This window comes from Corynebacterium sp. HMSC055G02, from assembly GCF_001809065.1.
Taxonomy (GTDB): Bacteria; Actinomycetota; Actinomycetes; order Mycobacteriales; family Mycobacteriaceae; genus Corynebacterium; species Corynebacterium jeikeium_D.
The window spans coordinates 250,530-275,906 of record NZ_KV795672.1; the positions used below are offsets into that span (position 1 = coordinate 250,530).

The 25,377-nt window shown below is 57.5% G+C and carries 21 protein-coding genes and 1 tRNA gene; 7 read left to right on the plus strand and 15 right to left on the minus strand.

Going from position 1 to position 25,377, the window contains the following annotated elements:
• Nucleotides 1-203 precede the first annotated feature (203 nt).
• Together aceE and HMPREF2547_RS10660 are read left to right on the plus strand one after the other, a co-directional pair.
• Nucleotides 204-2,960: a pyruvate dehydrogenase (acetyl-transferring), homodimeric type gene (aceE, locus tag HMPREF2547_RS09680; RefSeq protein ID WP_070605676.1), complete on the plus strand. Its 2,757-nt coding sequence runs from the start codon at nucleotides 204-206 to the stop codon at nucleotides 2,958-2,960.
• A complete protein-coding gene (locus HMPREF2547_RS10660) occupies nucleotides 2,960-3,325 on the plus strand; it encodes an acyl carrier protein (RefSeq protein WP_083276308.1) in 366 nt (121 codons plus the stop codon). Before aceE ends, HMPREF2547_RS10660 begins: the two co-directional genes overlap by 1 nt.
• Here the strand turns inward: HMPREF2547_RS10660 and HMPREF2547_RS09690 are convergent.
• The 4 genes from HMPREF2547_RS09690 to HMPREF2547_RS09705 form a co-directional block, all read right to left on the minus strand.
• On the minus strand, nucleotides 3,301-3,924 hold the full coding sequence (locus HMPREF2547_RS09690) for a DUF3145 family protein (protein ID WP_070429151.1): 624 nt from the start codon (nucleotides 3,922-3,924) through the stop codon (nucleotides 3,301-3,303). The two genes, HMPREF2547_RS10660 and HMPREF2547_RS09690, sit on opposite strands and share 25 nt — an antisense overlap.
• 267 nt (nucleotides 3,925-4,191) lie before the next feature.
• Entirely contained in the window at nucleotides 4,192-5,046 is an 855-nt protein-coding gene (locus tag HMPREF2547_RS09695; protein WP_070605678.1) for a serine hydrolase domain-containing protein, read from the minus strand.
• A gap of 10 nt (nucleotides 5,047-5,056) precedes the next feature.
• Nucleotides 5,057-6,439, minus strand: coding sequence for a dicarboxylate/amino acid:cation symporter (locus tag HMPREF2547_RS09700; RefSeq protein WP_048732641.1), 1,383 nt, complete (start codon nucleotides 6,437-6,439; stop codon nucleotides 5,057-5,059).
• A 330-nt stretch (nucleotides 6,440-6,769) separates the two neighbouring features.
• On the minus strand, nucleotides 6,770-8,419 hold the full coding sequence (locus tag HMPREF2547_RS09705) for a DHA2 family efflux MFS transporter permease subunit (RefSeq protein WP_083296889.1): 1,650 nt from the start codon (nucleotides 8,417-8,419) through the stop codon (nucleotides 6,770-6,772).
• Nucleotides 8,420-8,676: 257 nt separating this feature from the next.
• Between HMPREF2547_RS09705 and HMPREF2547_RS09710 the strand changes: the two genes are divergently transcribed.
• Nucleotides 8,677-8,750, plus strand: a tRNA-Ile gene (locus HMPREF2547_RS09710).
• A gap of 20 nt (nucleotides 8,751-8,770) precedes the next feature.
• Here the strand turns inward: HMPREF2547_RS09710 and HMPREF2547_RS09715 are convergent.
• A complete protein-coding gene (locus tag HMPREF2547_RS09715; protein ID WP_048732776.1) occupies nucleotides 8,771-9,337 on the minus strand; it encodes a thymidine kinase in 567 nt (188 codons plus the stop codon).
• 94 nt (nucleotides 9,338-9,431) lie between these two features.
• Between HMPREF2547_RS09715 and HMPREF2547_RS09720 the strand changes: the two genes are divergently transcribed.
• Entirely contained in the window at nucleotides 9,432-10,436 is a 1,005-nt protein-coding gene (locus HMPREF2547_RS09720; RefSeq protein WP_049189606.1) for a PfkB family carbohydrate kinase, read from the plus strand.
• 87 nt (nucleotides 10,437-10,523) lie between these two features.
• Here HMPREF2547_RS09720 and HMPREF2547_RS09725 read toward each other — a convergent pair whose 3' ends face one another.
• From HMPREF2547_RS09725 to HMPREF2547_RS09765, 9 genes are all read right to left on the minus strand, one after another.
• Nucleotides 10,524-11,156: a MusI family membrane protein gene (locus tag HMPREF2547_RS09725; protein WP_016423088.1), complete on the minus strand. Its 633-nt coding sequence runs from the start codon at nucleotides 11,154-11,156 to the stop codon at nucleotides 10,524-10,526.
• A 115-nt stretch (nucleotides 11,157-11,271) separates the two neighbouring features.
• Nucleotides 11,272-12,168 (minus strand): carbohydrate ABC transporter permease, encoded by an 897-nt coding sequence (locus tag HMPREF2547_RS09730; protein WP_042389412.1) that lies wholly within the window; start codon nucleotides 12,166-12,168, stop codon nucleotides 11,272-11,274.
• An 18-nt stretch (nucleotides 12,169-12,186) separates the two neighbouring features.
• Nucleotides 12,187-13,032, minus strand: a complete 846-nt coding sequence (locus tag HMPREF2547_RS09735) for a carbohydrate ABC transporter permease (protein WP_016423090.1) — start codon at nucleotides 13,030-13,032, stop codon at nucleotides 12,187-12,189.
• Between the two features lie 179 nt (nucleotides 13,033-13,211).
• Nucleotides 13,212-14,495, minus strand: a complete 1,284-nt coding sequence (locus HMPREF2547_RS09740) for an ABC transporter substrate-binding protein (RefSeq protein WP_088611979.1) — start codon at nucleotides 14,493-14,495, stop codon at nucleotides 13,212-13,214.
• Nucleotides 14,496-15,020: 525 nt separating this feature from the next.
• Nucleotides 15,021-16,232, minus strand: a complete 1,212-nt coding sequence (locus HMPREF2547_RS09745) for a DUF4032 domain-containing protein (RefSeq protein WP_172620277.1) — start codon at nucleotides 16,230-16,232, stop codon at nucleotides 15,021-15,023.
• A gap of 81 nt (nucleotides 16,233-16,313) precedes the next feature.
• The gene (locus tag HMPREF2547_RS09750; protein ID WP_016423093.1) at nucleotides 16,314-17,450 is read right to left on the minus strand and encodes an ABC transporter ATP-binding protein; all 1,137 of its coding nucleotides are present in this window, start codon (nucleotides 17,448-17,450) and stop codon (nucleotides 16,314-16,316) included.
• Nucleotides 17,451-17,547: 97 nt separating this feature from the next.
• Entirely contained in the window at nucleotides 17,548-18,822 is a 1,275-nt protein-coding gene (locus HMPREF2547_RS09755; protein ID WP_042388806.1) for a PhoH family protein, read from the minus strand.
• Nucleotides 18,823-18,991: 169 nt separating this feature from the next.
• The gene (locus HMPREF2547_RS09760; RefSeq protein WP_070566909.1) at nucleotides 18,992-20,428 is read right to left on the minus strand and encodes an FtsX-like permease family protein; all 1,437 of its coding nucleotides are present in this window, start codon (nucleotides 20,426-20,428) and stop codon (nucleotides 18,992-18,994) included.
• Complete coding sequence (locus HMPREF2547_RS09765; RefSeq protein ID WP_049192880.1) at nucleotides 20,425-21,141, minus strand: ABC transporter ATP-binding protein; 717 nt, start codon at nucleotides 21,139-21,141, stop codon at nucleotides 20,425-20,427. Before HMPREF2547_RS09765 ends, HMPREF2547_RS09760 begins: the two co-directional genes overlap by 4 nt.
• A 126-nt stretch (nucleotides 21,142-21,267) precedes the next feature.
• On the opposite strand from HMPREF2547_RS09765, the gene HMPREF2547_RS09770 reads away from it, so the two are divergent.
• The 3 genes from HMPREF2547_RS09770 (at nucleotide 21,268) to HMPREF2547_RS09780 (ending at nucleotide 24,414) form a co-directional block, all read left to right on the plus strand.
• Nucleotides 21,268-22,059, plus strand: a complete 792-nt coding sequence (locus HMPREF2547_RS09770) for a sensor histidine kinase (protein ID WP_083296890.1) — start codon at nucleotides 21,268-21,270, stop codon at nucleotides 22,057-22,059.
• Nucleotides 22,059-22,772 carry a LuxR C-terminal-related transcriptional regulator gene (locus tag HMPREF2547_RS09775; protein ID WP_049170138.1) on the plus strand — a complete coding sequence of 238 codons (714 nt, stop codon included), beginning with the start codon at nucleotides 22,059-22,061 and terminating at the stop codon, nucleotides 22,770-22,772. Before HMPREF2547_RS09770 ends, HMPREF2547_RS09775 begins: the two co-directional genes overlap by 1 nt.
• Nucleotides 22,773-22,893: 121 nt before the next feature.
• Entirely contained in the window at nucleotides 22,894-24,414 is a 1,521-nt protein-coding gene (locus tag HMPREF2547_RS09780; RefSeq protein ID WP_049170136.1) for an acetaldehyde dehydrogenase ExaC, read from the plus strand.
• Between the two features lie 185 nt (nucleotides 24,415-24,599).
• On the opposite strand, the gene HMPREF2547_RS09785 is transcribed toward HMPREF2547_RS09780, so the two are convergent.
• Complete coding sequence (locus HMPREF2547_RS09785) at nucleotides 24,600-25,037, minus strand: hypothetical protein (RefSeq protein WP_070605681.1); 438 nt, start codon at nucleotides 25,035-25,037, stop codon at nucleotides 24,600-24,602.
• Between the last annotated feature and the right edge of the window lie 340 nt (nucleotides 25,038-25,377).

A 25,377-nucleotide genomic window follows, 5' to 3' on the forward strand; every position in this document is an offset into this window, starting at 1 on the left:
TACATTTTTCACAGCTGCAAAATAAGAATTTCCCCAAAAAGGTGCAGTTTTCGCAGTGTTCTTCGCAATGCTCGTCGTAAAGCCGACCGGATTGTTCGGTGAAAGCGTGTGCAAGAAACGGCTAGGGGCACAACAAACGATTCAGACGTAGAGTGGAGAAAAATAACCTTTGCCTTTCCTTCAGGGACTGAAAGGAGCTCACAATGTCCGATACATCGTCAGGCACGCCACAAGCCCACTCTGATGAGTCAAACTTTGCCCTTATCCGTGATGGGGTCGCCTCCTATCTCACGGATGCAGATCCTGAAGAGACCAAGGAGTGGCTTGAGTCTCTCGACGGCCTGTTAGAAGAGGCAGGTCCGGAGCGCGCACGCTTCCTCATGCTGCGGCTGCTGGAACGTGCCACGGCAAAGCGCGTAGCTCTACCGCCACTGACTTCGACAGACCTCGTCAACACCATCCCGACTGAGATGGAGCCGGAATTCCCTGGCGATGAGGACATTGAGCGCCGCTACCGCAAGTGGATCCGTTGGAATGCGGCAATTATGGTCCATCGCGCACAGCGTCCGGGTATCGGCGTGGGCGGACATATCTCCACCTATGCGGGCGCCGCACCGCTTTACGAGGTCGGCTTTAACCACTTCTTCCGCGGCAAAGACCACCCAGGCGGCGGTGACCACGTCTTCTTCCAGGGCCACGCTTCGCCGGGTATGTACGCCCGCGCATTCCTAGAGGGGCGTCTGACCGAAGAGGACCTCGACGGTTTCCGTCAGGAAGTCTCCCTCGGCGAGGGCAATGGCCTTCCCTCCTACCCGCACCCGCATGGCATGCCAGAATTCTGGGAGTTCCCGACGGTGTCCATGGGCCTTGGTCCGCTCAACGCCATCTACCAGGCACGCTTCAACCGCTACCTGCATGACCGCGGCATCAAGGACACCTCCCAGCAGCACGTTTGGGCCTTCCTCGGTGACGGCGAAATGGATGAGCCGGAATCTCGTGGCGCCATTCAGCATGCGGCGCTGAACAACCTGGATAACCTGACATTCGTCATTAACTGTAACCTGCAACGCCTCGACGGTCCGGTGCGCGGCAACACCAGCATCATCCAGGAGCTGGAGTCGTTCTTCCGCGGCGCTGGTTGGAATGTCATCAAGGTCGTTTGGGGCCGCGAGTGGGACGAGCTCTTCGCTAAGGACAAGGACGGCGCACTAGTCGACCTGATGAATAAGTTCTGCGATGGCGACTACCAGACGCTGAAGGCTAACAACGGCGCTTGGGTGCGCGAGCACTTCTTCGGCCGTGACCCGCGCACTGCCAAGCTGGTCGAGGACATGACCGACGAGGAGATTTGGAACCTCCGTCGCGGTGGCCACGACTACCGCAAGATTTACGCTGCCTACAAGAAGGCCTTGGAGACCAAGGATCAGCCGACCGTCATTCTGGCGCACACGGTTAAGGGCTATGGCCTCGGCCATAACTTCGAGGGCCGCAACGCGACCCACCAGATGAAGAAGCTGACGCTCGATGATCTGAAGCTTTTCCGCGATAACCAGCGCATTCCGATCTCCGACGAGGAGCTGGAGAAGGATCCCTACCTGCCGCCGTACTACAACCCGGGCCCAGAGTCCGAGGAAGTGCAGTACATGCTGGAGCGCCGCAAGGAACTCGGCGGTTTCGTGCCGGAGCGTCGCACTAGCTACGAACCACTGACAACGCCAAAGCCGGAAACCCTGAAAAACCTCCTCAAGGGATCAGGTAAGCAAAAGGTTGCCACCACTATGGCGACGGTGCGTGTTTTCAGGGACCTGATGCGCGATAAGGATCTCAAGGACCGCTTCGTGCCTATCATCCCTGATGAGGCCCGCACCTTCGGCATGGACTCCTGGTTCCCGACGCTGAAGATCTACAACCCGCACGGCCAGAACTACACTCCGGTCGACCATGAACTGATGCTGTCCTACAAGGAAGCGAAGGACGGTCAGATTCTGCACGAGGGCATTTCCGAGGCGGGCTCTGTGGGGTCGTTTACCGCTGTCGGCTCGGCGTACGCCACCCATGGCGTGGCCATGATTCCGCTCTACATCTTCTACTCGATGTTCGGTTTCCAGCGCACGGCTGACTCCATTTGGGCCGCTGGTGACCAAATGTCCCGCGGCTTCCTGCTCGGGGCGACAGCTGGCCGCACGACGCTGACAGGTGAAGGCCTGCAGCACATGGACGGTCACTCCCAGTTGCTGGCGGCTACGAACCCGTCGGTGGTCTCCTTCGACCCGGCATTCGCCTACGAGATTGCCTACATCGTCTGCGATGGCATCGACCGCATGTACGGCCCGGAGCGCGGCGAAGATGTCATTTACTACCTGACTATCTACAATGAGCCGACTTCGCAGTCGGCTGTCCCAGAAGATCTCGATGTCGAGGGGCTGCTTGGCGGTATCTACCGCTTCCGCAAGGCCGAGGGCGACAAGCATGTCAACCTGCTGGCTTCCGGCATTGGCATGCAGGAGGCGCTGCGTGCCGCAGACATCCTGGAAGACTACGGCGTGGCTTCCTCGATTTACTCGGTGACGTCGTGGAATGAGCTGGCTCGCGATGGACACGAGCGTGACACTGAGCGTCTGCACAACCCGGCTGAAGAGGTCGAAGACGCCTTCGTAACCCGCCAGCTGTCCGACACCGATGGGCCATTCATCGCAGTGACTGACTTCCAGCGTGCGGTCCCGGAGCAGATTCGCAAGTGGGTTCCGGGGGACTACACCGTCCTCGGCACCGACGGCTACGGCTTCTCGGATACCCGTCCGGCCGCTCGCCGCTACTTCAACTCCGACGGCGAGTCAGTCGCTGTTGCGGCCCTGGCCGCACTGGCACGCGCTGGCAAGCTCGACAAGAGTGTCGCCCAGGAAGCAGCCGAAGAGCTGCAGATTACCGACCCAACCGCAACCACTCAGGACGCTGAATAATGACCTCTAGCCTTGGAGATCAGCTTAGCGCCCTACTGGGCACACAGGTCACCGGCGCCGGTGACGCTGACGATGCCTCGCCCAATGCAGCGAACGCGGGCTCGAAGAAGGGTTCCGCCGACGCTGACCTGCCCGCAGGTCTTCACGGCGAGGTCGCGGCAATCGTCAAAAAGATGGCTAACGACGAGGTGGAGTCCCTGGAGCTCTCCACTTCGCTGACCGACTACGGCTTTGACCGCTTGAGCGTCGTAGAGTTGGCCGTCCGCTGTGAGGAAGAGCTGGGAGTCCGCATTGAGGACGAGGACATTTCCTCGTTTAAGACCCTTGGCGATGTAGTTGACTACATCGCCGCCCGGCGCGGGTAGAGCTGCAGCACGTTAGCTGCCTCTACCCAACCGAGGTCTGCATTGCCGGCGGTCGAGTTGCCGCTGGCACTGTCGGGTCCGGCAGGGGCGGACGTCGTAAAGCACTCTTCGGGGGCGTAGCCTGCCGTCATCATGCGCATCGGCTCTAGCACGCGGTCCCACGGCCCGCCGATGGCCGCGTCTAGGGCCCCTTCGATGTCGCCGCCGCGCGCCATGATGGAACGCAGCGCATCCTCGTTGACCACGATGTTTCCGGCGGCATCAGTCTGTCCGGCAAAAGTCCCCAGCTGCGGGGTATGACAGTAGCGCATGCCATCGATGGCGTAGCCGTCATCATCCACGGCTGGGTCTTGCGCCAGCTCGAAATAGAGGCGCGGCCACCTAGCCAGGTTGTCCACCAGTGTGGCGATGGTGTCAGCACTTGCAGTGAAAGGCACCTCGGCGCACAAAGTGGCATCCTGGTCGGTCGCACGCCAAATATCCCGGCCTGGCTTAGTGCCATCGGGCATGCTGAGCCGGGCCAGCGCCCACGTGATGTGTGGTTGCAGCGGCCCTGGCATGCTGTGAATCCACAGAACGCCTGAAAGTTGGGTGCGCATAGACGAAGGTCCTCGGAAAAGTTGCGGTCAATTGGTGTAAGACGAGATTCGTCTTCCCCTACGAACTCATCCAACGACACTTGCCACACTGCAGAAAAAGCACTGCGGTAAAACAACACTTCTGAGGTTTGCGTTGCACGTGTTTATGATTGTTATTTCCGAGACGGCTGCTGGCAACCCTCAAGTTGTCCTTAATCCCCCAGATGTGATTTATCGCTGAGACGAAAAATCGGCGCCGCAAGCGACGCCGACTTAGCTCATATCCCCTTAATCTTTAGCGTGTTCTTCCAGTTCACGCCATAGTTCATCGTTGAAATCAGTCCACAGCGGCTTTGCCCACTCCCCGAAAGCTCGGTCGGTCAAGGCGATCGCCGCCCGCCCGGTTGGACGATGCAGCCACAGGAACGTACCCGCCTGCCCGAAGTGGCCAGCGACGTCCTTGGGCATCGAAACACCAAACCACAGCCCCTGCTTGGAATCGGGGTGCCCGAAGATCTCAAAGCCCAGGCCCCAATCGGCCGGACGTTGCATACCATAGCCCGGCACCACACCATTCAGGCCCGGGAACTGCACCGTCAACGCTTCGGTCACGGTATCGGGATGCAGCAGAGTCGGGGCGAGAACCTCATCGACGAAGGCCATGAGATTAGCGACACTGCTGCGTGCGCCATGCCCTGCCGAGCCATCCAGCACGGAATCTGACATCCCCAGCGGCTCAAACACGGCCTGGCGCAGGTATTCACTAAACGGCATCTCTGCCTCCGCAGCGATGGCATCGGCGATGATGTCAAAGCCCGCGGAGGAGTAAATGCGCCGCTCCCCTGGTTCTTTTTCCAGCTCACGGCTGGCAAACCCCACTCCGCCGGCGTGCGCCAGAAGGTGACGCACAGTCGCGCCGTGACCGGGTGGCGTGAGCTCTTGGTCGAGCTCCACCGCGCCCTCTTCGACGGCTACAAGCATTCCCATGGCGGCTAGCAACTTGGTCACACTGGCGAGCTCAAAATCGCGACCGCTATCTCCGTGGGTGTGCCAACTGCCATCGTCGGCACGCACGGCAGCCGCGACCGTGTCAACTGGCCACTGATCAACTTGCGCAAGAACAGAGGGCTTCCAAGAAGTCATGTCCTCAAGACTACGCAAGCGTGGCGGACTCGGACTTTTCGGCGGAATCGGACTTCTCAGCAGGCGCGTCTGCAGACTCGTCGTCCGACTCGTCGGCTGGCGACAGGTCGGCGTTGGCGCTGGCGTCCCACTCGTCCTTATCCCAGATTCCCGCACGCTTTGCGACGACCAACGGGACCACGGCCTGACCGGTAACGTTCACCGCAGTGCGGCCCATATCCACGATCGGCTCGACAGCCAGCAGGAGGCCGACACCGGCGAGTGGCAGGCCAAGGGTCGACAGAGTCAGGGTCAGCATGACAGTAGCGCCGGTGGTGCCAGCAGTTGCAGCCGAACCGATGACGGAGACGAAGATGATGAGCAAGTAGTCCGTGAAGTCCAACGGCACACCGTAGAACTGCGAGACGAAGATAGCCGCGATAGCCGGGTAAATGGCGGCGCAACCATCCATCTTCGTGGTGGCGCCCAGCGGTACTGCGAAGGAGGCGTACTCATCCGGTACTGCCAGACGACGGGAGACAACGCGCTCAGTGACCGGCATGACGCCCATAGACGAACGGGTGAAGAAGCCGAGCGAGGTCACTGGCCAGACGCGACGGAAGAAGTCGATTGGGCTAATGCCATGAATCTTCAGCACAACTGGGTAGACAACTGCGATGACCAGGAACAGGCCAATGTAGATGGCAATGGCGAACTTGCCCAGGCTGCCGAGCGCTTCCCAGCCATACTCAGCGACGGCGTGGCCGATGAGGGCTGCGGTACCAATCGGTGCCAGACGTATGACCCACCACAGGACCTTCTGCACGATGGTCAAAAGAGAGCCGGAAAACTCGATGAATGGCTCAGCCTTCGGGCCAACCTTCACCGCGGCGACGCCGAAGACAATCGCGATCACCAGCAGCTGCAGGACGTTGAAGTTCAGCGAGCCGGATACAGCACCGTCAGATTCGCTGATCTTCACGCCAAGGCCGAGGAAGTTCTGCGGGACGATGCTCTGCAGGAATCCCCACCAGGAGCCCACGGAACTCGGCTCTTGCGCTGCCGAAGCATCCACGCCAGAGTTAACGCCCGGCTTGATGACCAAGCCCAGCACGATGGCGATGACCACCGATACAAAGGACGTAATGGCAAACCAAATCAGTGTCGAAACAGCCAGCTTGGCTGCACCTGCGACCTGACGCAGGTTGGCAATCGACACTACGACCGCGGTGACCACCAGCGGCGGGATGAGCAGCTTCAACAGCGTGACGTAGGTACTGCCGACCTCGTCGAGCGCTGTGCGCAGCGAGGAGTCATCGCCAGTACTGCGGGCCATGAAGCCCAAAATGAGACCAATAATCAGGCCATAGACAACTTGGGCACCGAAGCCGGTCGCCCATTTAAATTTATTCACTTTTCCTCCTGGAGTTTTATTTCTCTGAAAACACTTGTGCCGCGCCTTATGCCGTCTGACAAATGCGCGCGACGGGATCCGAGGCCGCTGAGCTCAGCCTCGAAGAGACAGGCGCAGCGAGGCGGAAGCCCCGAAGTGTTTAGCGACAGGAGGAAGTGGAGATTCGGCCGTAATCGAGCCAACGCCGCTTTGTGAGCATTTTCATGTTGGTCATTTCTATCTAGCAAGTCCGGTTAAGAGACAAACGATAAGACTGCCACGATTGATGTTGTGACACCAATTTCCAACACAAGCTCACGACCGAATATTCCGAATCTTTAATTCGATTTCTCAGCTTGCTTGCGCATTCTCAGCCTGCCTGCGCAACTGCAGTACCTTCAGCGAGCAGAGGAAGCCAATAGTCAACGCGCCGACAGCGGAATACAGCGCAAACTGCGTGGCATGTGCAAACGCATTTGTCAGCGACACCAACACACCGTCGGGAGCACCCTGCGCACGCAGACCAATCAGCATCGAGCCGGCGGAATCCTTCAGCCCCTGCCCCATCTGCTCCAGGCCCGGCGACAGCTTCGCGATCTCACGATCCAGCCCAATCGTCAGCGCCATACCACCGAGCGCAGCACCGAGCGCCGAACCAATCTGCCGAATCGTCGACTGCGTTGCCGATGCCTGCCCCGACAGCCGCACCGGAATATCACCAAGCACCAACGAGGTCAGCTGCGCCGATGCCAGACCAAGACCCAGACCGTAGACAATCAATGCAAACACAACCAGCCACAGCGGCAGGTCAACGCGCTCTTCGGCCGCCAACTGCAGCGAACCAAAGACCTCGAGACCAAGGCCCACAATCACCACACCGGCCGGGGTAATCCGAGCTGCCAGATGACGCGCCATGGCACCTGCGAAGAACGCACCGAGAGCCATTGCTGCCAGGACCAGGCCGGTTGCGATCGTCGATAAGCCAATCGCCGACACCAGGTAGAGCGGCAGCACGAAGACCAGCGCGAACTCACCCACCGCGACAAGCATCGCCGTGGTATTCCCCCAGCTGAACGTGGCGTAGGAGAACATCGACACGTCCAACAGCGCAGGATCCGCGTTCTTCCGACGACTGTTTTCCCACAGCACGAAAGCGACAAGCACCACCGCACCAACTAAGAGCGTGACGACGGGTGCGGAGGGAAAAGCAAACCCTATCTTGGCGCCTTGAATGATGCCGAAGACCACGGCACCAAAGCCAATTCCAGACAACACCAGGCCAAGGACATCGAAGCGACCCGCGCCATTGGTATCGCCTGCGGTGTTCGGCACCCAGCGCAGCGCAAGGACGAAAAGCACGACGGCGATGGGCACGTTGACCCAGAAGATAGCTTCCCAACCAGCAAACTGCGTAAGCACGCCACCCAGGAGTGGGCCGACTGCTGCAGCACCAGACATGACCGCACCCCAGATGCCGAATGCGGTGGCACGATCTTTATCACGGAATAGTGCGTTCACGCTGGACAGTGTTGATGGCAGAATGCACGCGCCACCAATGCCTTGGATGACGCGGGCAATGACCAGTGGCGCCAAGGCTGTGGAAAGTGCGGCCACGACGGAGCCGACCGTGAAGATGACCAGACCGACGAGAAAAAGCGTTCGACGGCCGAAGCGGTCGCCAGCGCGGCCAGAGGTCAGGAGTAGTGCGGCGAAAACGACCGAGTAGATCGTGGTAATCCACTGCGCGCCCACGATGTCAAGGCCCAGCTCCGAAATGATGGTCGGCAATGAAACACCAACGATGGTGCCGTCCAGGACAATCATGCCGAGGCCAACCGCGAGCACGAGCAACCCCCACCACCGCTGTGGCGAGGCCCCGAACTCAGCAATCTGATCCTCGTTGGCGATTGCCATGACGGGGGTGCCCTTCGCTTTCGCTGTGGCACCGGTTTGTGCGTCGACTGAGACGTCGGCGCTGCTCAAGGAAGGTTTTGTACTCATAGGATTAATGCTAGAAGTGTCCTAGGGCTGATTCATCAACCGAAAGTCGTAACTTTGCGGAAAGATCAGCTTCGTTGAGAACGGGGATTACCTTCGTCGACACGGAAACACTTAGCTTCATTGAACCCACGCAATGGCAGCCGAACCCGCTGGGTATAGGGCTTTTATCACCGCACGGTGGCAGATTGCTATGATGCTATGAGGTTTTGGGCACTGGTTCATAGTGCTTAATTGTCACTTCACAATGCCCAATCCTTGCCCCTATAGCTCAGTCGGTTAGAGCAGAGGACTCATAATCCTTTTGTCCCAGGTTCGAGCCCTGGTGGGGGCACTAAAAACTCTGGGCTCTACTCACGCCCATTTACCCGACATCCGGTTGTAGCAGCTGGCGCATAGGGAGATGTACTTCGGCGCTTCGAGTGCCTCAATTTCCACGGTTTCGCCGTCGAGGATAATGCTGCCGTCCGGATTCAACCGTGCAGTAAAGATGGCCTTCTGCCCACAGGTGCAAATTGTCTTGATTTCCTCAATGGTGTGGGCAACTTCGAGCAAGCGCTGGGAGCCTGGGAAGGCATGCGTGCGAAAGTCGGTACGCAGACCGTAGCAGAGCACCGGAGTACCGCGAAGGGTAATTCCCAGCAACTGATCGACCTGGTCAGGGGTAAGAAACTGTGCCTCATCGATGATTAGACAATCGTAGCCGTCGGCAAGCGAGGAAAGGTCATCGCCATCGTGGATGAGGTGCGCGCGTTCCGCGATTCCGATGCGGGAGTGCACATCACCGTCAGCCAAAGTATCCACGGCCGGCTTGGCGATCAACGGTCGCATGTCGCGCTCGCGGTAGTTGTGGGCGACGCGGAGGACCTCGATGGATTTTCCGCTGTTCATGGTTCCGTAGCGGAAGTACAGTTTTGCCATAGCCATCGATTGTAGGGCATCGATTCGCAGGCTCTGACGGCTGTAAACTCGGGCCGCCAACACGGATTTGAATTCCCGACTATCCTATATTTTTATGCAGCCGATTCCTGACCTGAATGAGAATCCAACAGTTGTTGTATGTGGATCTATCCACCTAGATACCCTGGTACAGGTCGATAGCGTACCCGCAGAAGGTGGCACGCTCATCGTTGATGACGGCACGAATATGCTGGGCGGCAAGGGCGCCAACCAGGCCGTTGCTATCGCTTATGACGGTGTCCGTGCGATTATGGCCGGAACTGTTGGCGAGGACCGCGCAGCGGATTTCGTGGTCGAGGAACTCAACGCACACGGCGTAGATGTCCACTCCATTCAGACTTCCTGGGATTTGCCGACCGGCAGCGCTTTCGTCGCAACGAACCGCAAGGGTCGCCCGGTGATTTTTGTCCAGCGCGGTGCCGATGCGCTAACCGACCCCACCGATTTCGTCGACGAGTTCGCATCAGCGGATGTCGTGCTCGCGCAAGGCGAGCTACTTCCGGAAGCAACTGAGGCCATCGCGTCCGTCGCATCCATGTACAGCGCGCGTCTGGTACTGAACCTCAATCCGGTCGTAACCGTTACACCTGCGCTGATTGACCATGCAGATCCGCTGATCGTCAACATGAAGGGCGCCTGGGAAACAATCCGTCGCCTGGACATCGCCGAGGGCATCCGCGCTACCGACTACCGCGCACAGCTCGAGGCACTTCTGCAGTACTGCCCCAGTGTCGTCATGCTCCGGGGCGACCACGGCTGTCTCTTCGCACAGCACTCCGACGGTCTCGACGACGAGCCGACAATCTACGAGCACCCCGCGCTTAAGCTGCCAGAGGAGAAGATTGTCGACGGCACTGGCTCCGGTGATGCGTTCGTCGGCACGCTTACCGCGGAACTGGCTAAGGGCACCTCGCTTTACGACGCCGTCCCCCTGGCCACCGCAGCAGGTGCGGCAGCCGTACAGGCCGTCGGCGCATGCTCCGCTTTTGTGCGCCGCGAAAAACTGCTGGAGATGGTCGAGGCGGAGGATTTTCCCTCTGTGAAAGAGTACGAGGGCTAAGGGTCGTCAACGACTTGGTGCGCGAGCTGGCGCCGATTAAGTCAGTGCCAGTCGGGCCAGTGGAGCCAGTGGGGCCAGTGGGAAAACCTACCCAGCATTGTCTGGCAGAACGGGCTCAAGCGCCAGCATCACCAAATACCAACTCAACGCGTACCCGATGAGGAAGACATAGGTAGCAATCGCGTAGATCTTCGCCGGGAAAAAGAATATGGCCGCGGGCACGATGAGAAGCGCCAAAACTGCGAGCGCAGTCCGCGGCAGGTTTTTGACGGTCATGCTGGTGGCCGTTGCCAGGGTTCGGCGTAGCGACGACTGACCGTCGGAAAGCGAGCACAGCGAGTAGACCCAGGCGGTAATTCCCAGCAGTATTAGCGCCCCGGAGGTAACTCCTGCGGCGAAGATTAGGCCGACAGTGCCGAGATCCGCGCGGGAAATAACGTAAAACTCATAGCCAATGGCTCCGGCGAGAACCACGGTGAATAGCCACCACACGGTTGGTGTGCGCCAATTGTCCAGCAGTGCGCGCAAGAAGCGCTGTACGGGCCTTGAGCCTTCGTCACGGACCATATCGCGAGCGACCACTACCCCAGCGCGAGTTGCGGCGCCTGCAGTGACTATCGGGATGGATGCGACGATCATCAGCAGGTTGATGATTACAAGGTCTGCTAACAGCGACCAGGCTGCGTAGAACTTTGTATCGGTGCTGAAAAATCTATCCACGGGTTCATATCCTAATAAAGGCTGATTAACAGACGAAAGCCTCAACCTACGCGGTTGAGGCTTTCGCTTTCGTAAAACGCGGTGCTTGGCGTCCTATGCGCTAACGCTTAGGCAGCTATCCCTTAACGGCACCCGCAGCAACACCCTCGATAATGTGCTTCTGGGTGGCGACGTAGAAGATCACAATCGGAATGATTGCGAGCACCAGCATTGCCATCATCGCGCCAAGGTCACGGTTACCGTTGGAACCAACGAAGCTCTGCACGACGACCGGGATGGTCTTGTACTTAGTGGACAAGCCGATGACCAGGTACGGCAGCAGGTAGTCGTTCCATACCCACATTGCGTTCAGAATGGCGACTGTCACTGCAGTCGGCTTGAGCATGGGCAAAACGATGCGGAAGTAGTTCTGCATCGGAGATGCGCCATCAATCATCGCGGCTTCCTCGATGTCAATCGGGATGGACTTGATGAAGCCGGCAAACATGAAGACCGACAGGCCAGAGCCAAAGCCCAAGTAGAGAACCACAATGCCGATTGGGTTGTTCAAATGCAGCATGTCGGCGATCTTGACGGTCGGGAACATCACCATCTGGAACGGGATGACCATCGAGAACACAAACAGGTAATACAGCAGCGAGGTCCACCACGTCTTCACTCGCGTGATGTAGTAAGCCGTCATCGCAGAGAAGAACACAATCGCAATAACCGAGAGGATCGTGATGACAAAGGACCACACGATCGCCCAGCCGAAGCCCTCCTTCATCAGGCCGACGGCGTAGTTTTCGAACCCGACCCACATGTCACCTAGTGGCAGCTGGAAGGGGTTATCTGAAATTGCGAACTTGGACTTGAACGAGTTGAAGATAATGAACGCGATTGGCCCCAAGAACACGACGGTCAAAAACACCAGAATCGCGTAGATGATGACCTTAGATACGCCTCCCACCTTGGCCTCGTCCTGCTTAGCGGGCTTGGCCTTGGGGAGCTTGGTGGCCGTTTCAGTGGTCATTGCAGCGTCGACAGACATTTATGCCTCCACTTCCTTGCTGCGAGTAGCACGCAGCTGCAGCATCGCGATCGCTACGACCACGACGACGAAAATTACTGCCTTGGCTTGACCAACGCCCTCCACACCAATTCGGTTAAACATGGTGTTGACGATGTTCAGAGCAACCATTTCTGTCTCTGAACCCGGCGCACCATTGGTCAGGGCCAAGTTTTGGTCGAAGAGTTTGAAAGTGTTCGACAGGGTCAAGAAGAGGCAAATGGTAATCGATGGCATGACCATCGGGATAGTAACGTGCCGCAGGATCTCCCAGCGTCCAGCGCCATCAATCTCCGCAGCTTCGATGAGCTCCGGCGGGACATTCTGCAAACCGGCAATATAGATAATCATCATGTAACCGACCAGCTGCCAGTTGATGAGGATGATCAGACCGGCGTAACCGAACTTCCAGTCGGACACGATTGTCGTACCGTACGATGCCAGCACTGCGTTAATCATCGACTGCCAGGTGTAACCGAGCACGATGCCACCGATGAGGTTCGGCATGAAGAAGACTGTGCGGAAGAAGTTCGTGCCCTTCAGCTTGCGCGTCAGAATCCATGCGATCCAGAACGCGAACAAGTTCACAGTAATGATGGAAACAACAACCACCATGAGAGTAAATCCGAAGGAAGCGACGAAGCCCTCGCGCTCACTAAAGGCCTTCTGGTAGTTCTCGATACCAACCCACTGCGCATTAGTGATGGTTGTGAAGTCAGTAAATGATAGGAAGAAACCGATAACGAACGGCACCAAGAACGCGATTGCAAAGGCAATCAGCGTGGGTAGCACGAAAATTGGGAAATACTTTTTCAATGTTGCTTGCATCTACAACACCGCTCCTAAAGCTAAAGGCGGAGCCTGGTGCCTCGAGACCGGTTTAACAGGTCACCGAGCCCCGAGCTCCGCCTTGCCATTGGATGAACTCATTCCGTCGGTTGTTCATGCGCGAGAAGCTTTCGCTTCACACTCACCGATGGAATGGATTACCATTGATTTGCTGGTATTTAATTGTTCGGAGATTCCGCATTCCAGCTGTCGGCGAAAGTCTCGACAACCTTGTCCCACGGCATCTTTCCGGAAGCGTACTGCGCCAGCGCTGCGCCAAAATCATCCTTGAACTGCTGCGACGGGAAGTACTGGAAGTCCCACGGGATGGTGGTCAGGTCCTCGTTCTCAATTGCTGCGGCCACTTCCTTGGCTAGCGGGTCATTCGGAGTGTCGGCTTCAGTGAAGTTCTGGAACGGAGCGATGAATCCGAGATCCTCGACGACGTACTTCTTGCCCTCATCGGTGTTGAACAGCCAATTGACGAAGTCCTTCGTTGCCTTTTGGGAAGCCTCCGAAGCCTTGGAGTTGACCGTCAGGTAGTTCTCAGTACCAACCGAGATGCCGGTCTTATCCTCGTCCTTCAGGCCCATGTACATAGGCATGAACTTAATCTTGTCCTGCTTGACCACGTTGCCGGAGACATCGTTGATCTGGGACCATGCCCAGTTGCCATTCTGAACCATAGCGGCCTTGCCCTGGGCGAATTCCGCCATCGAGTCGGACACAGCCTTCGACGGGGCCAGAGTCTTTTCGACAGTGGAGTTATTCAGGTACAGATCAAAGAGGTTCTTGAACTCCTTGTTGTACTTGAACTTCACATCAGCGGTTTCCTTGGTGCCAAGGTCCTCGAATTCATAATGAACCGGTCCGTTGGCCAAGTGTGTCTGCCAGCGCCAATCCTCACCGGATGCGAGCGAGGTGGAAGCGAAGGTGCCGGAAATCCCCAGCTTGTCCTTCTTGGCCTGCATGTCCTCAGCAACTTCCTTCAGCTTTCCGAAGGCCTTAATCTCGTCGATGCTCTTGGCCTTGGCATCGGGCAGCGCGAAGTACTTGTCCATGATCTCTTCGTTATAGATCAGGCCAAACCCCTCGACTGCAAACGGGACGCCGTATACCTTGCCGTCCTCGCCCTTCAGCGGCTCGATGCCCTCGTTGAGGTTTTGTGCGATCTCAGTGTCAGACATGTCTGCCATGTATTCCTGCCAAGTACGCAGGCCCGCCGGACCATTGACTTGGAACAGTGTTGGCGCGTCCTTTTTACCAATCTCGGCCTTCAGAGTTTGCTCATAGGAATTCGAAGCTGCAGTAACGACCTTGACCTGGACACCAGTCTTGTCAGTGTATGCCTTCGCAATCTTCTGATATGCGGCATCCTGCTCCGGCTTGAAGTTAAGGAAGTAGACACCACCATCTGCAACCGCATCATCACTCGAGCACGCAACCAAACCAGCGGTTGCCATCAGGCCTGCTGCACACAGAGCTGAAAGGCGCTTGAAGTTCTTCACTATGTTTTCTCCCTTGAGAAGAAAGGCCACTTCAATGGCATCCTCCGAGCAATTCGGACGAATATTTGCCAGCAGCCGTGGCCTAATTGGATTATCCCGCCCTGCGGCTAGAAGTAGCCTTTCATGCGAACTTCGACGCCACCCACGCGGGTATTCGGTCTCACCAAAATCTTACTTGACCAAAACCAATTTAGGTTGGCCTTCAGCCAGCTGTGAACAAATGCAAAGGAGAAAAATAGCAAAAGCTCTCGAAAGCACACCTAGAATTTGAGCTGTTTTCGAGCTGTTTTCGCTGAACAGAGCCGCCTACCGGCACCAAAGTAAGCACCTGGCCGCGACAATCACACGCAGACCCGACAACCACCCGACCACCAAAAGCACCCCTGTTTGGCCTGAATGTATATTTTTATAATATTCTGGCGGGTCGTTTACTTGTCACTTTTGAAATAATCGTACGCTCGACAGTCTGCTTCTAGAGAGCTACTCGACCTCATCGCTCGCGGGAAGATATACGGACTCGTCGCGATGCCCGGGCAACACTCGATCCACGTAGCTCTGCACCGCTTCTTGAAGCGGCACATCCGCACGGCGTTTTTCTGCCATGTACCAGCGATGCTCCAAGACCTCGTGGAAAACCTGCGCATCCTGCAGCCTTCCACGCAGCCCCTCGGGCACAGCCAGAATTGTGGCCTCGAAAACTTCACGCAGCCATCGGTGCGCAACCTGCTCTAGCGGAACCCCTTCAAGACCTTCCGCCAACCGAAAGGTCTGCATACTATTGAGCATCCGCCTCGCTTGCCGTTCTTGAACATCCAACCCCGTCAGTCGCATTAACTGCCGATGGTGATGCCCTGCGTCAACCACTCGTGGTCGGAACACAACACGGCCACCATCACTGGTGACTTTCAGCTCGCCAACATCGAAACCGAGGTCGTTGAGCCTGCGAATCCGCTCATCGACAAGCCAAGGCTCCTCAACACCAATAGATTCTTCCCCCGTCAGCTCTTGCCACAAGTCCTCATAACGCTCAATAATGCGCCTACCCACCGCAATTACGTCCAACTCAGGATCGAGGAATCCGCCGGCCTGCAGATCCATGAGCTCTCCGATGATGTTGGTATGGGCAACGTCAACGTCGTAAAGCCTGCGGGAATCTGAGAGTGTGCCTTGCAAATCTCCCGTTTCCGCGTCGACAAGGTAGGCGGAGAAAGCGTCTGCGTCACGACGAAACAATGTGTTCGACAGTGACACGTCGCCCCAGTAAAAACCAAGGAGATGTAACCGAACTAGCAGGACTACCAGCGAGTCAATCAGGCGGACCACAGTTTCGCGGGTGACCTGTTGAGAAAAAACTGCACGATACGGCAGCGAATACTCGAGATGTTCTGTGACGAGTGCGGCAGTTAACGGTTCGCCATCTGGATCCTTCCGGCCGGTGATTACCGCGAGCGGGCGAACCGATGGAGCACCGAGCCTGACCAGGTCACGCAGCATTCGATACTCATGATGAGCAGTGAACTCACCAATTTCTTTCACTGCAATGACGCGGTCATCTAAGTTGACGAATCGAACAATGTGTCGCGAAATTCCCTGAGGCAAGGCGGCTAACAAATCATCTGGCCACTGTTCCAGAGGTATATGCCAAGGAAGGCGCAAAAGCTTTGAAGCCACCGTTGTCGCGGCTATTTTCATAGTTTCCGACACGGTGGCTCCTAAAACTGTCTTACTGTCCCACTGCCCTACCAGCTACTCATTTCATCTAAACGAAAGATTTTAGGCCGGAAGGCGCATACCAGTCGACTTCGAGAACAGGTGCAGCATGCCCGGACGAATCTTGCCGTAAACTACCGAGCCCAACTTCGGCGCGGTGCGCGGGGCGGTACGAATAACCACCTGACCGTGTTCCTCTTCGTCCGGGTTAGAGGAAGATCCGGAGCTCAGTGCTCCGCCACCGACGAGGTCTCCATACATGAATGCATCGGAGCCCAACTCCTCGACCAAGTTAACCTGCACCGGAATGACGTCATCGCCCGGACCCTCGACCAGGTCGAATGCCTCCGGACGGAAGCCCACGATAATCTGGTTCTGATCCTCCGGCGTGATTGCAGCAAGTGTGGCTTCCGGCAGCTTAATCTTGGCCTCGCCCAACGTGGCGTAACCATTAGAGACGTTGAACGTGCCCAGGTTCATCGCAGGCGAACCAATGAAGCCCGCGACGAATTCGTTTGCCGGGGTTTCGTAGAGTTCCCGCGGGGTACCGACCTGCTGCAGAACACCGAAGTTAATGACCGCGATGCGGTCGCCCATGGTCAGCGCCTCAGTCTGGTCGTGGGTGACATACATGGTGGTCACACCCATCCGACGCTGCATGGCCGCAATCTGAGTACGGGTTTGAACACGCAGCTTCGCGTCCAGGTTCGACAACGGCTCGTCCATCAGGAACACCTGCGGCTTGCGCACAATCGCACGCCCCATTGCCACACGCTGACGCTGACCACCGGATAGAGCCTTAGGCTTACGATCCAGGAACTGAGTTAGATCCAGGGTCTTCGCAGCTTCTTCGACACGACGGTCAATCTCGTCCTTGTCCACACCAGCAATCTTGAGCGCGAAGCCCATGTTCTCGCGCACCGTCATATGCGGGTACAGGGCGTAGTTCTGGAAGACCATCGCAATATCGCGATCCTTGGGCGAGACATTGGTCACATCACGATCTCCAATGAAAATCTTGCCCTCATTGACCTCTTCCAGACCGGCAAGCATGCGCAGTGTTGTGGACTTACCACAACCGGAGGGGCCCACCAGAACCAGGAACTCGCCATCGGCAATTTCCAAGTTGAACTTGTCCACAGAAGGCTTCGTCGCACCAGGGTAAATGCGAGTGGCATCAGCAAAAGTCACAGTAGCCATGTGAATACAAACCTTTCATCGGCAGGTACGTGCCGAACGATCCGAGTGAAAGTAATCGCAGGAACAGCTCCTACGTAGCTGCCTCACAAGCTTACTCTTAATCGAGCAGCCCCGTCACGAGCTCCGCAATCTTCGAGCGCTCCGAGCGCTTCAGCGTGATGTGTGCAAAAAGCTCGTTGCCCTTGAGTTTTTCAATCACCGCCTGCACACCGTCATGGCGGCCGACGCGCAGGTTGTCACGCTGCGCCACGTCGTGCGTAAGGATGACCCGGGAATTGCTACCAAGACGCGACAGCACCGTCAGCAGTACGTTGCGCTCCAGCGACTGTGCCTCATCGACAATCACGAAGCTGTCATGCAGGCTACGACCGCGAATGTGTGTCAGTGGCAGTACCTCCAGCATGTCGCGCGAGGCAATCTCATCCATCACGTTGTCTGAAACCAATCCCTCCAGGGTGTCGTAAACAGCCTGCGCCCACGGGTTCATCTTTTCGTCCTCACTACCTGGCAGGTAGCCAAGGTTCTGACCACCTACCGCGTAGAGCGGACGGAACACCACAATCCGGCGATGCAGTCCGCGCTCCAGCACCGACTCCAGTCCCGCGCACAGCGCAAGCGCCGACTTACCCGTACCGGCTCGGCCGCCGAGGGACACAATCCCTACCGAGTCATCCAACAGCAGGTCAAGCGCCACACGCTGCTCCGCCGACCGCCCCTTCAGGCCAAACGCCTCCGTATCGCCCCGCACAAGCTTGACGACGCCCGGGGCGCTCACCCGTGCCAGCGCAGACTGGCTACCAGCGCTGAGCTGCACGCCGCAGTGCAGCGGCTGATCCTGGATCTGCTCGAGCTCAAGGAACCCATTGGCGAAGAGACGATCAATTTCCTCCGGGTCGACGTCCACTTCCACCATTCCCGAGTACCCAGTCAGAACGACGTCCTGGGCGCGGTAATCGTCGGCAGGCAAGCCGACCGCACCAGCCTTGACGCGAAGCGGAATGTCTTTGGTGACCAGCACGACATCATGGCCATCGTGCTGAAGATTGAGGGCGCAAGCGAGAATGCGGTGATCGTTTTCGGCGGTGCGGAAGCCTGCGGGAAGGATGGAGGGATCGGAGTGGTTGAGCTCAATATGCATAAACCCGCCAAGATCATTGGCGGGCACAGGCCGGTCCAGGTGGCCGTAGCGGTAACGCAGCTCTTCGAGGAAACGGAGCGCTTCTCGGGCGAACCACCCCAGCTCTGGGTGGTGGCGCTTGGCCTCCAACTCACTCACCACGACCAGCGGAAGCACAACTTGGTGCTCATCGAACTTCTTGGTGGCGTGGGGATCGGACAGCAGGACCGAGGTATCAAGCACGTAGGTACGCATGCCCTCAGGCTAAAAGTCAGAGGTAGAAATTACGTGGTTGTGAGATGAATGCTTGGTTATCAGATGAACCACAGTTGGTTACAGGCTCTAATCCTCAAGTTGAACCCTAAGGAACTGGCCGAGCACCGAGCACCACTGCCCGGCCACTCCACTGCCCTTTTAATGGCGACTAGTCGTTATGGCGAATCTGTCGACCCAGCAACTTGTGGCGAAGCGGATCAACCGCCAAGGTCACAGCGCCAACTGATACAACTCCCACGAGGTACGCCAGCGCAACAACAAGTGAGCGTTGACCAAACGTGATTTCGTTCGCAATCGGGCCGAACATGGTGGCTCCCAACAGCGCACCCATAACAAAGCCGAAGATGCTGGTCGCAAGCATGGGAAAGAATGTCTGCTTGAAAGTGACCGTGCGGTGGAAGCTGATTGGCGTCCCGATGAAGTCCAGCGCCTTTGTCAGCGATGCCTCTTCATAGACGGCTGAGGCCTGAGTCAAAAGCGTTGACACCAGCAACAGAATGAAACCGATTACGAAAGTGATAGTCACACCGGTTGCAATATCGTGCGCGAATGTGACATCTGCAACCTCTTCAATCTTGTCTTCGCCAGGCACCATCATTGTGTAGCCAAGCAGCAGAGACAGGAAGGCCATGGAACTTACTCGACGCCACGATTCCTTAGCGTTAGTCGCGACTCGTCGCGTCGCCACAAAATCACTTGAAGTACCGAAGAAGCTGGAGATGCGGGCAACAAGCTGGATAAAGAAAGGCGCCACCAGGCCAATTGCCCAGACCATCAGGTACATCATCGCTGCGACACCAAGCGTGGCAGTGACGGTTCCACCCGCGATATTGGAGTTGGCAATCACGTATAGGACGATCGCACCGATAACAACGGCCACAATCATGCGCCAAGCCTTCATCGACTTGGGCACTTCCTTGCGGCTAACGCCGAGTGGTGAAATCATCACCCTTCGCAAACCGACCACAGCGGCAAAGAGTGCGAGGAGCACCACGGCAACCCAGACCAGCGGGTAGCCCCACCAGGGCAGCAACATGTCCCAGGTATCCAGGTAGTCATTGTCGAACTTGATTATCGCCCAGAATGGCGCAGTGGCCACCGACAACAACGTGCCCACGACAAGCCCTACAGCTGCCAATACGAGGGTTTCGATAATCACCATGCGCGTAACTGCCCCGTTAGACAGACCAATCAAGCGCAGAGTTGCCAATCGCTGCTCACGTCCTGCAGCGCCAAGCACCGCCGACTGTGCCACGAGCGAAACCATTGCCGGAATCACAAAAACACAGGCCACGAGTGCCAGCTGCAGGTACATCTCGCCCTGACCTTGATTCATGTAATCCTCGGGTGTTGGGTTCGGCGGCAGCTTTGGCTCAGCCTGCCAACGGCGGTAAAACATCGCCGTGCCACCGACGACGACCAACGCCAACCAGGTACTCACGGTCATGGCCACCACGGACAATGCGGACAGCCAGCCGTTTCCCGAATGGGATTCACGCCCGGCGCGCTGCAGCCGCGTGCTCAAGTCCGCTAGTGCGCCGGTAGGAATTCTCTGGGGTTTTGTTGCTTCAGTTACGGTGCTCACTTTGTAACCTCCGCTCCTGCCAGCATGCGGTCGTCGTGAATCAGGCCATCGCGGATCTCCACACGTCGACGACACCAGTCGGCCACCTTCACATCGTGCGTGACCATCACCAATGTCGTGCCAGTCTGCTCCACCAACGCGGTGAGCTGCTGCATGACCTCATGGCCTGTGGACTGGTCCAGCGCGCCAGTCGGCTCATCGGCGAAGATGACACCTGGCTCGCCGGCCATCGCGCGGGCAATTGCCACACGTTGTGCTTGACCGCCGGACATCTGTCCTGGGCGACGGCGCGTGAGGTCCTTGAGCCCCAGGCGGTTGAGGACATCGTCGGCAAGCGCGAGTGACTTCGAGCGCTTCTTGCCCTGCAGAATCATTGGCAGAGCAACGTTTTCCCTGGCAGTCAGCTCGGGAAGGAGCTGGCCATCTTGGAAAACGAAGCCGAAGTCGTGCAGGCGGAGGGCGGAGCGGTCGGCGTCAGAAAGCGAATTGATCTTTGTGTCACCGAAGATGACGTCGCCGTCGTCCGGCAGCAACACGCCGGACATGCAGTGCAGCAGCGTGGACTTACCAGAACCTGACGGTCCCATGACTGCAACGGTTTCGCCGGGCTCAATGGTCAGCGAAATGCCGGTGAGAACGGGAGCGGAATTGTAGGACTTAGTGATGTCACGAATACAAAGTCGTGCGTTTCTTGGGCTGTTGTTGTCTGTCATGGCACTCATTTCACTCGCACGGAGGCGATTTCAACACCGTGCCCACTTTCCTTTTGCGGTAGTGCTAGGTCTACTATGCCGGAAATTAATTCCTCCGCAGACAGAGCTTTCGTACCATAGGAAACTATGGAGCTGAAGGATTATTTCCGCAAATATATCGGCGCGAACCGCCGCGAAAAAGCGCATAAACGCAGCTACGAGGAATCCGCCGCCGCTCGCATCGCCGAACTTACCGCTTCACGACGAACAATTGCCGAAGCCTTCGAGATTGAACGTCGCCGCATTGAAAATGACCTCCACGACGGAGCTCAGCAATACATTGTTGCGGCTTCAATGAAATTGGGACTTGCAGAATTGGAAGCATCCAATACTGACAATGAGGAACTAATGCAGCTTCTCGCGGAAACTCGCGGCCATTTGGATGATGGATTACGTGCTTTGCGGCGAACAGTCCACGGAATTCACCCGCAGGTGTTGCGCGATCGCGGTCTGCAAGCGGCTGTTGAAGAGATTGCTGAAGGATACGGCCCTCACGTTGTTGTGCACACTCCCTATCCCCTGCCTGAATTGGAAGAAAGTGTGCTCGCCGCGGCGTATTTTTTCTGTGCAGAAGTGCTGACTAATGCGGCGAAATATGCACCGAACGCTCCTGTTTCTGTGCTGCTCACCTCGGATCAAACACTGAATATTTCAATTACGGACCAAGGCCCTGGCGGCGCAAAATTGGGGCGCGGTTTGCGGGGTATGAAAGAGCGTCTAGCCACTTTCGACGGTGCGATGACCATGCACTCTCCCGAAGGTGGGCCAACGCAGGTAATAGCCAGAATTCCTTTGATGCTAAATCGCTGGGAATCGGGCATTGGAGAAATAGAAGGCATGGATATGGAAAGCGTGGAGAAGAAAGGTGCGGCGAAATAATGAAAATTGTCATTGCGGATGACTCGGCACTCCTGCGGGAAGGAGTCGCGGGGCTCGTCGAAAAGCGCGGACATGAAGTGATTGCGATGGTCGACACTGCGCACGGTCTGGTGGCGGACATCGATGACCGGTTTGACGACTCGGGCGAGCTGCCAGACCTGGTGATTACCGATGTGCGCATGCCTCCGAAGATGAGTGACGACGGCCTGCGGGCCGCAGTGGAACTGCGCGAGCGTTATCCGCAGCTGAATGTCATGGTGCTGTCGCAGTATGTGGCGCCGGCGTATGCGCGTGAGTTGTTCTCGCCGGGAGGTGCTGGGGTTGGTACTGGGGCCGGCTCAAGTGGCAGCAGCTCGAGTGGCGGGACCGGGTATCTGCTCAAAGACCGCGTTGGCCAGGTGCTGGACTTCTTGGGTTCGCTCGAGGTCGTCGCAGGTGGTGGCGTGGTGATTGACCCTGATGTGGCGACGGCATTGATGCAGTCCGGCAAATCGGGGCTAGCCAGTTTAACGGCGCGCGAACGCGAAGTGCTCGAGCTGATGGCACGCGGCAAGTCCAATAAGCAGATTGCCGATGACCTCGTGCTTTCCGGGGCGGCGGTGGCGAAACACGTGTCCAACATCTTTATGAAGCTGCATCTGGAGCCCGGCGAGGAAAACCGCCGTGTGCGGGCAATTTTGGAATTTCTCACGGCGACGTCGGGGCAGATTTAGGGTCGGCAGCAATCGCATCTCTCGCAAAAGCGATGAAAAAATAAGTGTTGATTATGACACGAGTCACAATTTAAAGTTGGCTCATACGTTTGTTGTTTCCCTATAGAAAGGACGTGTCTACATGACTGTTTACGCCAACCCCGGCACCCCCGATGCAATCTTCACGTACAAGGAGCAGTACGAAAATTTCATCGATGGTAAGTGGACACCTCCAGTAGACGGGCAATACATGGACAACTCCACCCCGGTTACGGGCGAGGTTTTCTGCCGGGTTCCGCGGTCTAACGAGAAAGACATTGAGCTCGCTCTCGACGCCGCGCACAAGGCGAAGGACTCCTGGGCCTCGGTTCCTGCGGCCGAGCGGGCGCTGATCCTCCACCGCATCGCGGACCGTCTGGAGGAAAACCTTGAGAAGATTGCCGTCGCCGAGACCTGGGAGAACGGCAAGGCCATTCGCGAGACCCTCGCCGCTGACATCCCGCTCGCAATCGACCACTTCCGCTACTTCGCCGGGGCCACCCGCACGCAGGAGGGGCGCATCTCACAGATTGACGACAACACGGTCGCCTACCACTTCCACGAGCCACTCGGCGTCGTCGGCCAGATTATCCCGTGGAACTTCCCCCTCCTGATGGCCGCATGGAAGATCGCCCCGGCCCTCGCCGCCGGCAACTGCATCGTGCTCAAGCCAGCAGAGCAGACCCCCGCGTCGATTCTCATGCTCACCGAGATTATCGCCGATTTGCTTCCGGACGGCGTTCTCAACATCGTCAATGGCCTCGGCACCGAGGCCGGTGCTGCGCTGACCGCAAGCGACCGGATCTCCAAAATTGCGTTCACCGGATCGACTGCCGTGGGCCAGCTAATCAACAAGGCAGTGTCCGACAAGATTATTCCGATCACGCTGGAGCTCGGCGGCAAGTCCCCGTCCATCTTCTTCCCCGACGTCATGGACGCCGACGATGCGTTCCGCGAGAAGTGCATTGAGGGCCTGGCCATGTTCGCGTTGAACCAGGGCGAGGTCTGCACCTGCCCGTCGCGAGCCCTGGTCCACGAAGACATCGCTGATGAGTTCCTGAAGCTCGCGGTCGAGCGCGTTAAGCAGATTAAGACCGGCAACCCGCTGGATACGTCGGTACAGATGGGCGCCCAGGCCTCCCAGGAGCAGCTGGACAAAATCTCCGGCTACTTGGAGTCCGGGCCGAAGGAGGGCGCGGAGGTTCTCACCGGCGGCAACGTCGCCAAGCTCGAAGGGCTGGAGGGAGGCTACTACGTCGAGCCGACAATCTTTAGGGGCAACAACTCGATGCGTTTCTTCCGCGAGGAGATTTTCGGCCCGGTCCTGGCCGTGACAACCTTCAAGACTCTGGATGAGGCTCTCGAGATTGCCAACGACACTATCTACGGTCTTGGCGCCGGCGTGTGGAGCCGCAACCAGAATAACGCCTACCGCGCTGCCCGCGGCATCCAGGCTGGCCGTGTGTGGGTGAATAACTACCACAGCTACCCTGCTCACGCAGCCTTCGGCGGTTACAAGCAGTCCGGTATCGGCCGCGAGAATCACTTGATGATGCTCGAGCACTACCAGGAGACCAAGTGCATGCTCGTCTCTTACGACGAGAACCCGACTGGCCTGTTCTAAGAATCCGCCCACTTGGGGCTAGGCGGTTTGTCGATTCCGATTCACGTCCGATGAAGGTGTCGACAATTGCCTCCGCCCCGCCCCAAAAACGCTCTCCGCGCCTGGCAGGTTACGATGGTCGGCCTTAACCTGACGCATCAGGCACTGGCGACTCCAAAGTTAGAGGCCTAGCTCACGGTCGCCAGCTAGGCCTCTCTTTCTTTCTTCACCTTCCGGCACCACCTACGCATCCGATTAATCGCGGCACTGGCGGCCCATCCGCCGATAAATAGTAGCGGGATGTAGAAGAACACGACATAGGCGACGACCAGGCCGTCCTGGCCATCGGGCGACGTGGCGAGAAATAGGAATGCCAAATCGCTAAGCGCAGCAATTCCTGCGCCGGTAGCTGCTGCGACAATGCTCCGCGCGCTGGTCATCCCCCGGGCCGACGAGCCATCACCGGCGAAAACGGCTATTGCTCCGACCAGCATTACTGAGACCAGCGTGGACACAATCCACGACGCAATTCCTTCGTCGTAGGCGAGATTGGGCTCCGGCAAGATTAGCCCACCTAAAACGCTCCACGCGACCGCGGCGAAAAAGGACGCCAGCAAGGGGCGGGTTATATTGTCGAGCCTCATGCGTCCCAGGTTACGTGAGATGACCTCCAAAAATGCTGAATCTCCCCTCCTCAGTGGAGAATCGAGTCACGCCCACAAGAACAAAGATCTCCGAGCATAAAGTGGGGTAAGGAGAGAAACTGACAACCCCGAAAAATTATGGGCTGCAAATGTGAAACTGTGTGAGTTTATGACACTTTCAGACCATTTTTCGAGCCATTTTTGACATAAACGCAGTCAGTAACTCGCATCCACCCAACGCCATCAGCCATAAACGCAGTCAGTAACTCGCACTGGGGTAAGTGGCGAAAGGTGCCCACCGGCGACGCGGGTTAAGTAAAGAAAAGTGTGTCCGCATGCC